Below are 12,421 nucleotides of genomic sequence, written 5' to 3'. Positions count from 1 at the left end.
CCGGCCGCGCAGCTGACATCAGGCCATGGCGATGTAGTCGCGCATCGCCTGGCTCTCGGCCTCGATCGCGGCGACCCGGTGCTTCACCACGTCGCCGATCGAGACGATGCCGGTGACGCGCCCGTTCTCGACCACCGGGACGTGGCGGAAGCGGCCGGTCGTCATGATCTCCATCAGCTCGTCGACGCTGGTCTGCGGCCGACAGGTCACGACCTTCGAGGTCATCGAGCGCGAGACCGCGCTCTCCAGCGCCGCGCCGCCCAACTCGCCGAGCGCCCGGATGATGTCGCGCTCGGACAGGATCCCCACCAGCGCGCCATCCGCCCCCATGACGATCACGGCACCGATGCGCTTCTCACTCAGCGTGCGGATCGCCTCGGACAGCGTCCGATGCGGCTGCATCGAGATGACATCATGTCCCTTGCCGCTCAGCAACTGCTCGACATTCATGGCTCATCCCTCCTCGCAGGCGCGCCGTTTCCGGCGCGCGGTTTCGCTGGAACTCCGCAAGCGCCGGCAAGACTCTCCATGCCGGCTGGCTCGGGAAGTGCTTCGCAATGAAGCGAGTGTGGGCGAAGACCATGACGCAGGCAAGATCGCGGGAAGCGGACCGGGGCCGCTCTTGTCAGCGCCGCTGCTGGCCCCGGTCGAGCAGCGGAAACAGCAGCAGCCCGACGACGAAGCCGCCGATATGGGCTTCCCAGGCGATGCTGGTCTCCTCGCCGAAAATCGGCACGAGCCCGGCGCCGAACAGGATATTCGTCACGAACCAGATCGCGATGAACAGCAGCGCGCGCGAGTTGCGCCAGAGCTGCCCGAGCGGTTCGGCCGGGATCGCCTTGACGACCGCGTCGTCGCCGAGCTCGCCGAAGCGCAAGCCCGGCGCGAAGACGAAGCGGACCGCTGCCGCCGTCGCCCCCGAAATGCCGGCGGAGGCACCGACCAGCGGCAGCACGTCGAGATCGCGTGACCACCAGTGCAGCAGCCCCCCGCCGATGGTCGCCAGCGCCACCAGGTTGAGGAAGCGGCCAGGTCCGAGTCGTCGCGCGACCGGGCTGCCGAAAGCCGCGAGCCAGACCGCATTGGAGACAAGGTGCAGCCAGGAGCCGTGCAGGAAGCCATAGGTCAGGACCGTCCAGAGGCGGACCCCGCCATCGGCGAGCAGGAGCCTGACGAGTTGCAGTCGCTCGACCACGTCCTGTCCTGCCGTGGACTGCGCCATCGCGCCGACGACGTCGTCGATCCGGCCCGGCGAAAGCCAGAGCGTCAATCGCGCCGGCACGAAGGCCAGCCAGGACATCAGCACGTAATCGTCATAATCCGACAAAAGCGAGCGGCCGGCCTGGATCAGGACCAGGACCGCCAGCAGCCAGACCACGACCGAAGGCAGGTTGAAGACGGGCTCGCGCCGCGGCGGGGAAGGATCGTGGGAAGCCATGCGACCGTCACACTTGCCGAAGCACCGGCGCGGCGCAAGCGGCCGGCGGCCCCGACTCAACGAAAAAGGGGAGCAGCTCGCGCCGTCCCCTTTTTCGCCGGCTGTGAGGCCGCCCGGTCGTGCCGGGCGGCTGGCTCACGCCCCCCTCCACCTCGTGCCGCGCATGCTGTCCGCACCCGCGAATTCCGGGGCAATTGATGCGCATTTTAACGATCATCCACAATCGCAACACTTGATTAACCCTAACGACCCTGCCGCCTCCCCCGACTCAGGCGGCGGTGGCAAGACGGCACGGCGAATGCGTCAGCGATCTTCCGAGGGACTGATTCGTCCTCCTTTCGAACGGATCCGCGTCATCTTCGGACGCGAGGCCGCTCCGGGGAGAGACAGACGGCAATATGGGCACAGGATGAAGAACGCGAGCACACGTCTGGTTTTCGAATATTGGGACGGGTTGCGCGGCGACCGGGCCGCGCCGGAGCGCGGCGAGATCGAGCCCGGGGCCTTGCGGCACGCCCTTGCCGACACCTTCGTGCTGGAGAACGAGCCGATCGGCCCGGTCTTCCGGCTCGCAGGGACGCGACTCTGCGCCCTGATCGGCCGGGAATTGCGCGGCCGGGCCTTCACCGCGCTCTGGGCCGATGTCGAGGCCCAGGGCGACATGCGCCGCCTCGTCCAGACCGTGATGGACGAGAGCGCAGGGGCGGTTGCCGGTCTCTCGGGCAAGTCGGCGACCGGCACCCCGATCTATCTCGAACTGCTGCTGCTGCCGTTGCGTTATCGGGGCCGCACCCATGCCCGCGTGCTGGGCGCGCTCTCGCCTGCCCTGTCGCCGGACTGGCTCGGCCTCGATACCATCGAATCGATGCGGATGATCTCGCTCAGGATGCTCTGGCCCGCGGCGGCCGCACGCCTACCCGCCACGCAGCGCCGTGCCGAACCGCCCCGTCTCGTGGTATTACCGGGCGGGCGGGCTTGATCTGAACGTTACGTTAACCCAACCCGCCTAGGATCACCCCGGAATCCAGGTCGGGAATTGATGTTGAGCGCCCTCAAAACGCCCCGTGCGGCTGCTTTCCCTGCTGAGCGCAGGCGGCATTTCCGCATGAAGGTCGTGCTGCTGGGGCGCTACATGCTGCCGAACCGCATGGAATATCCCTGCCAGTCGATCGACATTTCGCCTGGCGGCGTCCATCTCGCGGCGCCGGCCAAGGCCCGGCCCGGCGAACGCGTCATCGTCTATCTCGAGCATCTCGGCCGCATCGAAGGCACCTGCGTCCGCACCACGGCCGAAGGTTTCGCGATGACCATCACCGCGACCAGCCGCAAGCGCGAGAAATTCACGGCACAATTGACCTGGCTCGCCAATCGCGAAGAGCTCGGCCTGCCCGAGGATCGCCGCCACGAGCGCATCGTGCCGCGCAATCCGCGTTCGGTCCTGATGATGGATGACGGCACCGAGCATATCGTCCGCATCATCGACATCTCGCTCTCGGGCGCCGCCTTCTCCAGCGATCTCGACCTGCCGATCAACACGCCGGTTCGCCTCGGCACGACGCCGGCCCGCGTCGTGCGCCGCTTCGACGGCGGCTACGCCGCCGAATTCCGCTTCCCGCTCTCGGCCGATCTGCTCGACGAGAACCTGGAGCTCTGAAGCCCGCTTTGCGGGCCTCCTGCCCTTTCCGCATCACATTCAGGCACGCCGCTTCGCGTCGGCAGCCTTGAACAAGGCGGTCTGATCGGCTTTGGCCTTGCGGAAGGCCGGGCGATCGGTGATGCGGGCGACATACGCCTCCGTTGCCGGCCGGTCGCCGAAGGCGCGGAGCTTCTCGACCCGCAGCACATCCGCCATCAGCAGATCCGCGACGGTGAAGCGGCCGGCCGCGAGCCACTCGCGTTCGCCCAAGAGCGTTTCGAGTTGGCCGAGGCGCATGCCGAGCCATCCCGTCAGTTGATTGTCGGCGGCACCAGAGACCGTCAGGAACCACCAGGGCACGGCGACCATCTCGATCGAATTGAGCGCGGCCAGCGTCCATTGCAGCGTTTCCGCTTCCCCGATCGGATCGACCGGCATCAGCGTCTCGCTTTTCCGGGCCAGGTGCAGCAGGCCTGCCCCGCTCTCGAACAGCTTCACGTCGCCATCGTCCAAGAATGGAATCTGACCGAAGGGCTGACGCGCGAGATGGTTGGTCTCGCGACCGTCGAACGGGATGGTGCGAACGCCGTAGGCGAGACCGGCCTCCTCGCACGCCCATCTCAGCCTGAGGTCGCGGACGAAACCCCACACGCCCTCGGGCACCCAATCATAGGTCCAGATCGTCAGTGCAGTCATAGCGGCGAGCCTTTCGAACCTGAGTCGGTCGGGAACAATTCCTCATCGCAGGCTGGCGTTCCACTCGATCTCGCGGCCCTCTCCACGGCTACGCCCCGGATTCGGCGAACCACCCGACGCCCTCCGTGCCGCCTCAGCGCGGTAACGATTGAGTAGGTTAATCGACCCTTTCAGCACAACGAACAATTAACGGTTAACGACTGGTTATTCGATCGCATCGAATCATTACTTCCGATTTCGAACAAGGTTGATCCTGATTTTTACTTGGCTGCCGTGACGGCCGAATACATAAATTTGTACGTTTCCATTTCAGTTCGAATCCATCTGCCGCCGCGCATCGTCTCCCCGGGACAGAAAGGGGACGACATGCTCTCACTCCATCGCAATCTGATTGGTACCGCACTGGCCGCCATGGTCGTCATGACCGGCGCGACCTCGGCTCAGGCTCAGGGCTCGGCCGGCATCCCGGTGGCGAGCCTTCCGGCCGATGCTTCCGGCGACGCCCGTGCACCCTATGCCTGGACGGATTTCTGCAAGCGTATGCCGTCGGAATGCCGCGTCGACACCCGCGAGGCCGAGCGGATCGAAGTGAACTCCAAGCTCTGGAAGACGATCGTCGCCGTCAACAACACGATCAATCGCGAGATCGAGGCGATCACCGACGAGGATCATTGGGGCCTCGTCGACCGCTGGGACATCCCGACCGACGGCAAGGGCGATTGCGAGGACTACGTTCTGCTGAAGCGCAAGCGCCTGGCCGAAGCTGGTCTCCCCCGCCGCGCCATGCTGGTCACCGTGGTGATCGATGAGGAGAATGCAGGCCACGCCGTGCTGATGATCCGCACCGATCGCGGCGATTTCATCCTCGACAACAAGCGCAACGCCATCCTGCCCTGGAGCCAGACCGGTTACGTCTATGTCAAGCGCGAGTCCCAGTACCGCACGGGCTGGACCTCGCTCGGCGGCGCGCAGACCCCGACGGTCGCCTCGGTGCAGCGTTGAGGAAGACTGCCGCGGCCACAGGTCGGCTGCGGCGATAAGGACGGCGAGGCTCGGTCACGTCCCCACCCACCCGTCCCCAAGGGATCGGGTTTCGCCAAGGGCCGGCTTTCCACATCGGGAAGCCGGCCCGCTGCGTTTTTGGCTTCAATCCAGCCGTTGCAGGCCGGCCGCGAATTGCCGCCAGCGCTGTACATAGGCGCGCGCCGAGGCCGTGATCCCGTCCGCTGCCTTCTCGTCGAGCGTCCGTATCGCGCGGGCCGGCGAGCCGACGATCAGCGCGTTGTCGGGAAATTCCTTGCCCTCCGTCACCAGCGCATTGGCGCCGACGAGGCTGTTGCGGCCGATCCTGGCGCCGTTGAGTACCGTCGCTCCCATGCCGACCAGGCTGTTCTCGCCGATCGTGCAGCCATGCAGGATGGCGCGATGGCCGATCGTGCAGTTGGCGCCGACCGTCAGCGGAAAGCCCATATCGGTATGGAGCACGCAGCCTTCCTGGATATTGCTGCCCTCGCCGATGCTGATCCATTCATTATCGCCACGCAGCACCGCGCCGAACCAGATCCCAACCCCGGCCGCCAGCCTGACCCGGCCGATGACATGCGCATCGGGTGCGAGCCACCAGTCTCCGGCCTCGGCGGTTTCGGGGCTGGTTCCATCGAGCGCATAAAGGGGCATCGGCTTGTCCTGACGGTTCGAGCCCTCAGGATTGCAGGCCCGCGGCGCCCGTCGTCAAGCGCCGAGGAAATGCAGCAGGTCGAGCACGACCCGCCCCGAGGCCAGACTCCAGATCGCGGCGGTCATGCTCGCGAGCATCACGAAGGCGAACGGCTTCCCGTCCGACGGCCGGCTGTGCACGGTGTTGCGCAGGATCAGGAAGGGCGCGCAGAAGACCACCACCGGCACGCTGGCGACGGCAGCGAGCCCGCCCGCCTGCAGCAGCTTGAAATCCGCGCGCCGTGCCGTGAACAGCTCGAACGCGCTCGCCAGCAATCCGGCGAAGGCGAAGCCGAGGAACAGGGACTGGAGCGCCTCGACGGCGGAAGGCTGGATGGTCACGGACGCGAACTCTCGACCAGAGCGACGCCCGAGCCTGCCGCATGGCCTGCGACCTGTGAAGGACAGATTTAACCAATGGTTAACCGTACCGGCGCGGTCATGGTTTACGGCGCGTTAAGCCGTCGGTGATTCAGTGGTCGCGACGAAAGCATTTTCGAACGAAGTGGGCACCGGTTCGCGTGAGGAACCAAAGGTCCGCGACGACGAAAATGCGATAACGAGCCTAGCGCGCAAGGCACCGGGATGACCGCATCGCTGCCCTACCACCGGCCCGGCCACCAGGCCGCCCACCTGACCTCGATGGTGCGCATGCGCCTGCAGCGGCAGACTGCCCCGCTTCCGCGCGCGGATGGTGCACTGCTGAAGGCGGTGCTGCTGATCCTGACGGCGGGCGTGCTGGCGACGGCGCTGGCCGTCTACCTGACCCATCGCCGCGACGAACCGGGAGCCGTGCCGCAGCCGGCCCGCGTCGGCGATGTCGCCCTGATGATCCCGAAGGACCTCTCCGGGATCGATGATGACGGTGATACGAGCCGGCTCGTCGGCATGGTCCGGCTGCGCCTGGACTGGCCGAGCCTCGGCCCGGCCCAGCCGGAGAACCGCAAGCGGCTCCTCGTCACGCTGAGCCCGCCCGACCGGGTCAACGAGCCGGCGCGGCAGCTCGCCACCTATGCCCGCTTCCTGACACCGACCGTCTGGTCCAATCCCGGCGGCCTCGTGGTGCGCGGCTTCCGCAAGGGCTCGCCCTTCGAGAACGACGAATTCTACGTCTCCGTCCCCGATGGCAAGGGCTTCGCCGCGCGCTGCCCGATCGACACCGGCTCCGGGCTCGACGAGCCCTGCCGCATTACCTTCCAGCATCGCGGCATGGACGTGAACATCCGCTTTCCCCGCGCCATCATCGCCGACTGGGCCGTGATGCTGGGCGGCGTCCGGCGGACGCTCGACGGGCTGATCCGGTAGGATTGCACGTCATTCTCGGGCGAAGCGGGGCGCAGGCCCGAGAATTTCAGGTAGCAAGAGGCGCCGGAACCTCATGGTCACGAGGTGCTCGGGTCGAGCCCGAGCCTGACGGCCGTCGTCTCAGTCCTCGAGATCGACGTCCAGGATCGCCATGGTGAAGTTGAAGGAGCGGTCGCCATCCTCGTCGTCGACATGGATGATGCCGATGAACTCCTCGCCCAGATAAACCTCGGCCGAGTCGTTCTTCTTCATCCGGGCGCGTACGCTGATCGCATGGTTGTTGAAGGTGCGGCGCAGATAGCCTTCGAGCTTGGCGAGTTCGGTCTTGTCCACGGTCCTGGGTCCTTTCGAAATTGGCCGGGAGCGATGCCACGACAGGCCGGGAAGGGCAAGCGAAAGCAACCGCCGTGAACATGGCCGGCCAGCCTTTCCGGTGGTTGTCCGGCATCGGCGGAATCGTGCGATGCTCACACTCTTCCGGAACCGTGACGGACCTGAGATCATGAAGCCGTGGCTTGCTCCCGCCCTCGACTATGTCGCGACCTGGCTCGATTTCCAGCGCCGCCACCATGACCAGCCAGGCTGCGCGGTTGCGATCTCTGATGGCAGCGAAGTCGTTCTGGAGGCCGCCTTCGGCACCGCGAACCTCGCGACCGGCGAAGCTCTGACGCCGCGCCACGGCTTCCGCATCGCCTCGCATTCGAAGAGTTTCACCTCGGCCGGCATCCTGCGCCTCGTCGACGAAGGCCGCCTGCGGCTCGACGACGAGGTCGGCAGCCTGATCGACGGTTTGCATCCGGAGGTCGCCAAAGTCACGATCGGACAGGTTCTCTCCAACAGCGCCGGCCTGACCCGCGACGGCCCCGATGCCGGGCAGTTCCTCGACCGCAAGCCCTTTTGCAGCAAGGCGGAGCTGCTCGCCGACCTCGCGAAGCCGCCGGTTCTTCCGAGCTCGCAGCGCTTCAAATACTCGAACCACGGCTTCGCCCTGCTCGGCCTCGTCATCGAGGCCGTGACCGGCCAGAGCTACAACGAATGGATCACCGACGAAGTCGTCGCCAAGGTCGGTCTCACCGAAACCAAACCCGATATCGGGCTCTGGGGTCCGCGGCCGATGGCGAAGGGGCATAGCGGCAGGCACTTGCTCGGCCGGCGCGCGGTCATCCCGGCCGATAATCACTGCCATGCCATGGCGTCCGCCACCGGTTTCGTCGGCACCGTCGCCGACGTCGCGCGCTATTTCGCGCAGCTCTCGCCAAATGCCGAGCGCAGCATCCTCTCGGCCAAGAGCCGCCGCGAGATGACCCGCCGGCTCTGGCCGGACGACGAATCCAGCCTCGGCCGCCATTACGGGCTCGGCACGATTTCCGGCGGCGAGGGTGACTGGCGCTGGGTCGGCCATTCCGGCGGCTTCCAGGGCTTCATCACCCGCACCGCCATCCTCCCGAAGCAGGATCTGACGATCTCGGTCCTGACCAACGCCACCGACGGCCTCGCCCATCCCTGGCTCGATGGCGTCGTCCATATCCTCAAGACCTTCGCCGAGCGCGGCGCCCCCTCGGCCAAGACGCAGGACTGGACCGGCCGCTGGTGGACGCTCTGGGGTGCGACCGATCTCGTGCCCGTCGCCGACCGCGTTCTCTGCGCCGCTCCGGCTTTGCTGACGCCCTTCCTCGACGCAGCCGAGATCGCGGTCGAAACTCCCGATCAAGGTCGCATCGTCCACGCGTCGGGCTTCCACAGCCCTGGTGAGACCGTCACCCTGGAGCGGGACGGAGCAAACATTCGCTCGGTCAGGATGGCGGGATCACGCCTGCTCAGCGCGGACGCCATGCGCGCCGAGATGGAAGAGCGCTACGGCGGCGGAACGGGCGCATAATCCGTCCGCCACGCATTCGCCGCCTTCCGGTCGCAGCCTCCATCGCGAGGGCTGGCCGATGCGTGTTCTTGCCTCGATGATCGCTGCTGTCCTGGTTTCGGGAGCGACGGTCGCGCTCGCCCATCAGGCGCCGAGCGGCTGGGATTATCCGTTCTATTGCTGCCTCGATTCCGACTGCTCCCCGATCGAGGCGGAAGCCGTGCAGGAAGTCACCGGCGGCTTCGTCGTTACGATCGCGCCCGGCAAGCATCCGATGTGGTCGAGCGAGCGCAAGCAGCCGCTGCGGCTCGAAATCCCGCAGGACAAGGCCAAGCCATCGCCGGACGGCCGCTGGCATCTCTGCATCGATGATTCCGGCGAATTGCTCTGCTTCTTTGCGCCGGGCAACGATTCCTAGCGCATGAAATGCAGATTGCGGAACCGCCCGCGGAAGGCCGTGACGTCCTTCGCCACGGCTTCGGCCGGGCGCGAGCCGTTCAGCCCTTCCGCGATATAACCCGCCAGCTCTGGCATATCCGCCGCATTCATGCCGAAGCGGACGATCTCCGGCGTGCCGAGCCTGAGCCCGTTCACATCGCCCTCGACCGCGGGCAACGGCAGGCCGATGCCGCAGGAGAGGATGTTGACCATGCGCAGCTTCTTCGCCGCCGCCTGCCCGCCACCGTAAGCAGCAGCCTCGATCGCGAACTGATGCGAGGTCGTCATGCCCCGGTCGCGGGCGAAGACTGGCACCTGCCGCTCTGACAGCGCCTCGGCCAAAGCCTTGGCCGTCTTTGCCATCTCCTGCGCATAGGCGCGGCCATGCGCCTTCCAGTCGAGCAGCGAAACGGCGAGCGAAGCCGATTTCGCGGCATCGAAATTGGCGGTGAGGCCGGGATAGGCGATGGCGTCGAGTTTTTTGGCGATCTCGGCATCATTGGTCACGATCAGCCCCGAAGGCGGGCCGCCGAGGCTCTTATAGGTGCTCATCGTCATGAGATGGGCGCCCTCCTCCAGGGGCTGCTGCCAGCCATGGCCAGCGATCATGCCGGACATATGCGCCGCGTCGAACAGCACGATCGCGCCGATCTCGTCGGCGATGGCCCGAATCTCGCGGATCGGATGCGGGAACAGGTTGAGGCTGCCGCCGATCGAGATCAGCTTCGGACGCAGGCGCAATGCGTCGGCGCGGAGCTTCTCGACATCAACGGTGTAACGAACCGGATCGATCGGCGCGGGATGCGTGACGATGCCGTAGAGCCCGGCCGCGCCGGCGCCGTGATGGGTGACATGCCCGCCGATCTCGCCGGGCGGCGCGATGATGCAGTCGCCAGCCTTGGCCGCGATCATGAAGGCGTAGAGATTGGCGATGGCGCCGGAGGGCACGCGGATTTCGGCATATTTCGCGCCGAACACCTCGGCGGCGAGCTCGGCGGCGATGATCTCGATCTGCTCGATCGCCTCCAGCCCCATCTCGTATTTGTCGCCGGGATAGCCGAGCGAGGGCCGCGCGCCGATTCCCGCCGAGAGCAGCGCCTCGGCCTTCGGATTCATGACATTCGTCGCCGGGTTTAGGTTGACGCAGTCGCGCTCATGGATCGTCCGGTTCTCGGTCGCCAGCGCATCGATCCGCGCCGCGATCGCATCGAGCGGCTGGCTTGCCGTCTCGCCTGCAATCTTGAGCACGTAATCCTCGCTCGCTTGCGGAACCCAATCGCGCCTGCCCAGTGCCGTCATCTCGCCTGTCTCCCGAACCGCCCAATCCCGCAGTACCGCCATAACAGCGGTTTGCCGGCCCGCGCGCAAACGAGTATTCATCGCTCGCAGGCTGAGAAATTCTCAGCCTCGACCTGGAGTTTCACCTTGCCGGTCAAGCCGCCGCGCCCGCGCCTGCCTTCACTCAATGCCTTGCGGGCCTTCGAAGCCGCAGCGCGCCTGGAGAGCTTCGCCAAGGCGGCCGACGAGATCGGCGTCACGGCCGGCGCCGTCACCCAGCAGATCAGGCAGCTCGAAGCGGCATTGGGCTTCGCCGTCTTCCGCCGTCTGCCGCAGGGCGTCACCCTGACCGATGCGGCGCGCGAGGCCCTGCCCCGCCTGACGCGCGGCTTCGACATGCTGGGACAGGCGGTGCAGGCGCTGCGCGATGCCCAGCCGCACCGGCCGCTCACGATCGCCGCCCTGCCCTGCATCGCCCAGCTCTGGCTCTCGCCGCGCCTGCCGGCGCTCCAGGCCGCATTCCCGGCCCTGCAGATCTCGATTTCGGCGATGGAGGAACCGCCCGATCCGCAGCGCGATCCCTATGATCTCTCGCTGTTCTATCGGGAAAACGCGCCGGCCAGCGGTGGCCTTCAACTGGCGGGCGACGCGATCCTGCCGGTCTGCGCGCCCGCTCTCGCTGCAAAGCTCGCGGCACCAGCCGACCTTGTCACGCAGACACTGTTGCACGATGCAGTCTGGCGCAGCGACTGGGCGCGCTGGCTTTCCTTCGCCGTACCCGGCACGAAGATCGATCCGAGCCGTGGCCCGGCGTTCTCGCTCTACAGCTTAGCGCTGGATGCCTGCCTGTCGGGTTCAGGCATCCTGATGGGGCGGATGAGTCTCGTCGGCCCTCATCTCGCGTCGGGCAGGCTCGTCGCGCCCTTCCCGCAGGCCATGCCGACGGTCGATCGATTGACGCTCGCGGCGGCCACGGCTGCCGGCGCGCATCCGCGCCGGGCCGAGATCATGGACTGGCTCGCCGGCTCGGCCGGCTGAGCGCGTCAGATATAGGCGCCGCAATCGCCGGCGAACGTCTGGTTCATCGAGCGCGAGGGCTCGGCACAGCCCGCTTCCCCGACCACCTTGGCCGGTACGCCCGCCACGGTCTTGTTGCGCGGCACGGGCTGGAGCACAACCGAGCCGGCCGCGACGCGGCTGCATTGGCCGACCTCGATATTGCCGAGGATCTTGGCGCCGGCGCCGATCAGCACGCCCTTGCGGATCTTCGGATGGCGATCGCCGCCCTGCTTGCCGGTGCCGCCCAACGTGACGCCGTGCAGCATCGAGACGTCGTCCTCGATAACCGCGGTCTCGCCGACGACAAGCCCCGTAGCATGGTCGAGGAAGATGCCCTTGCCGATCCGCGCCGCCGGGTTGATGTCGGTCTGGAACACCTCGGAGGAACGCGCCTGCAGATAGAGCGCGAAATCGCGCCGATCCTGCTTCCAGAGCCAATGCGCCAGGCGGTGGCATTGCAGCGCATGGAAGCCCTTGAAGAACAGCACCGGTTCGAGCACTCGGTAGCAGGCCGGATCGCGGTCGAGCACGGCCATCACGTCGGCACGCATGCCGGCGCCGATCGTCTCGTCGCTGGCCATCGCCTCGGCGAAACCCTGCTCGATCAGGTCTGCGGTCACGGCGGGGTGGCCGAGCCGTGCCGCGACGCGATGGGCGACGGCGGCCTCGAAGCTCGGCTGGTTGAGGACAGACGCGACGATCAGCGTGCCGAGCGCCGGCTCGGCGGCGACGGCCGTTTCCGCTTCAGTGCACAAGCGGGTCCAGACGGGATCGACCCGGTCGAGTCCGGTGGCGAAGTCACGTGCTTCCACGGCGGAGCGCCCTGACGGCATAGTCATTCTCCGGAAATGCTGGTCGGCGGAAGGACAGCCTACCCAAAGCAGGCGTCCGCATCAAAAGCTCAGGCCGGACCGGTGTTGAATCGAAAAGCGAGACAGCGGAATCAGAATTTCAGGGAAGATCGACAACACATTGGCGTCGCCCGCTTTTCCGGTTT

General features: G+C 66.6%; 15 protein-coding genes. 7 read left to right on the top strand and 8 right to left on the bottom strand.

Annotated elements, in window-relative coordinates; all coding sequences use genetic code 11:
* Positions 1-18: 18 nt before the first annotated feature.
* On the bottom strand, positions 19-450 hold the full coding sequence (locus AC1RLU_RS14370; protein WP_061967056.1) for a CBS domain-containing protein: 432 nt from the start codon (positions 448-450) through the stop codon (positions 19-21).
* A gap of 175 nt (positions 451-625) precedes the next feature.
* Positions 626-1,438: a rhomboid family intramembrane serine protease gene (locus AC1RLU_RS14365; protein ID WP_492796364.1), complete on the bottom strand. Its 813-nt coding sequence runs from the start codon at positions 1,436-1,438 to the stop codon at positions 626-628.
* A gap of 409 nt (positions 1,439-1,847) precedes the next feature.
* Between AC1RLU_RS14365 and AC1RLU_RS14360 the strand changes: the two genes are divergently transcribed.
* Complete coding sequence (locus tag AC1RLU_RS14360; protein WP_492796362.1) at positions 1,848-2,417, top strand: PAS domain-containing protein; 570 nt, start codon at positions 1,848-1,850, stop codon at positions 2,415-2,417.
* Positions 2,418-2,477: 60 nt separating this feature from the next.
* Positions 2,478-3,092 carry a PilZ domain-containing protein gene (locus AC1RLU_RS14355; RefSeq protein WP_061967052.1) on the top strand — a complete coding sequence of 205 codons (615 nt, stop codon included), beginning with the start codon at positions 2,478-2,480 and terminating at the stop codon, positions 3,090-3,092.
* Positions 3,093-3,131: 39 nt separating this feature from the next.
* On the opposite strand, the gene AC1RLU_RS14350 is transcribed toward AC1RLU_RS14355, so the two are convergent.
* A complete protein-coding gene (locus tag AC1RLU_RS14350; RefSeq protein WP_492796360.1) occupies positions 3,132-3,770 on the bottom strand; it encodes a glutathione S-transferase family protein in 639 nt (212 codons plus the stop codon).
* A 366-nt stretch (positions 3,771-4,136) separates the two neighbouring features.
* Here AC1RLU_RS14350 and AC1RLU_RS14345 point away from each other — a divergent pair, with 366 nt between their 5' ends.
* Positions 4,137-4,772: a transglutaminase-like cysteine peptidase gene (locus tag AC1RLU_RS14345; RefSeq protein ID WP_091856605.1), complete on the top strand. Its 636-nt coding sequence runs from the start codon at positions 4,137-4,139 to the stop codon at positions 4,770-4,772.
* 144 nt (positions 4,773-4,916) lie between these two features.
* On the opposite strand, the gene AC1RLU_RS14340 is transcribed toward AC1RLU_RS14345, so the two are convergent.
* Both AC1RLU_RS14340 and AC1RLU_RS14335 read right to left on the bottom strand, forming a co-directional pair.
* Positions 4,917-5,447, bottom strand: a complete 531-nt coding sequence (locus AC1RLU_RS14340; protein WP_492796358.1) for a gamma carbonic anhydrase family protein — start codon at positions 5,445-5,447, stop codon at positions 4,917-4,919.
* A 54-nt stretch (positions 5,448-5,501) separates the two neighbouring features.
* Complete coding sequence (locus tag AC1RLU_RS14335; protein WP_061967045.1) at positions 5,502-5,828, bottom strand: DUF6949 family protein; 327 nt, start codon at positions 5,826-5,828, stop codon at positions 5,502-5,504.
* A 243-nt stretch (positions 5,829-6,071) separates the two neighbouring features.
* Between AC1RLU_RS14335 and AC1RLU_RS14330 the strand changes: the two genes are divergently transcribed.
* Complete coding sequence (locus tag AC1RLU_RS14330) at positions 6,072-6,791, top strand: hypothetical protein (protein WP_061967043.1); 720 nt, start codon at positions 6,072-6,074, stop codon at positions 6,789-6,791.
* 120 nt (positions 6,792-6,911) lie between these two features.
* On the opposite strand, the gene AC1RLU_RS14325 is transcribed toward AC1RLU_RS14330, so the two are convergent.
* Positions 6,912-7,124, bottom strand: coding sequence for a DUF3126 family protein (locus AC1RLU_RS14325; protein WP_061967041.1), 213 nt, complete (start codon positions 7,122-7,124; stop codon positions 6,912-6,914).
* A gap of 130 nt (positions 7,125-7,254) precedes the next feature.
* On the opposite strand from AC1RLU_RS14325, the gene AC1RLU_RS14320 reads away from it, so the two are divergent.
* Positions 7,255-8,670, top strand: coding sequence for a serine hydrolase domain-containing protein (locus AC1RLU_RS14320; RefSeq protein WP_492796355.1), 1,416 nt, complete (start codon positions 7,255-7,257; stop codon positions 8,668-8,670).
* A gap of 58 nt (positions 8,671-8,728) precedes the next feature.
* Positions 8,729-9,067: a hypothetical protein gene (locus tag AC1RLU_RS14315; RefSeq protein ID WP_061967040.1), complete on the top strand. Its 339-nt coding sequence runs from the start codon at positions 8,729-8,731 to the stop codon at positions 9,065-9,067.
* Here the strand turns inward: AC1RLU_RS14315 and glyA are convergent.
* Positions 9,064-10,386, bottom strand: coding sequence for a serine hydroxymethyltransferase (gene glyA / locus AC1RLU_RS14310; RefSeq protein ID WP_492796353.1), 1,323 nt, complete (start codon positions 10,384-10,386; stop codon positions 9,064-9,066). The genes AC1RLU_RS14315 and glyA overlap by 4 nt on opposite strands.
* Positions 10,387-10,512: 126 nt before the next feature.
* Between glyA and AC1RLU_RS14305 the strand changes: the two genes are divergently transcribed.
* Positions 10,513-11,403 (top strand): LysR substrate-binding domain-containing protein, encoded by an 891-nt coding sequence (locus AC1RLU_RS14305; RefSeq protein ID WP_492796352.1) that lies wholly within the window; start codon positions 10,513-10,515, stop codon positions 11,401-11,403.
* A 5-nt stretch (positions 11,404-11,408) separates the two neighbouring features.
* Here AC1RLU_RS14305 and cysE read toward each other — a convergent pair whose 3' ends face one another.
* Positions 11,409-12,257 carry a serine O-acetyltransferase gene (gene cysE / locus AC1RLU_RS14300; RefSeq protein ID WP_492796350.1) on the bottom strand — a complete coding sequence of 283 codons (849 nt, stop codon included), beginning with the start codon at positions 12,255-12,257 and terminating at the stop codon, positions 11,409-11,411.
* Positions 12,258-12,421: the final 164 nt, after the last annotated feature.

It is taken from the genome of Allobosea sp. GW822-FHT05A11 (assembly GCF_058800455.1).
This window is presented reverse-complemented; position numbering and strand designations above follow the sequence as displayed.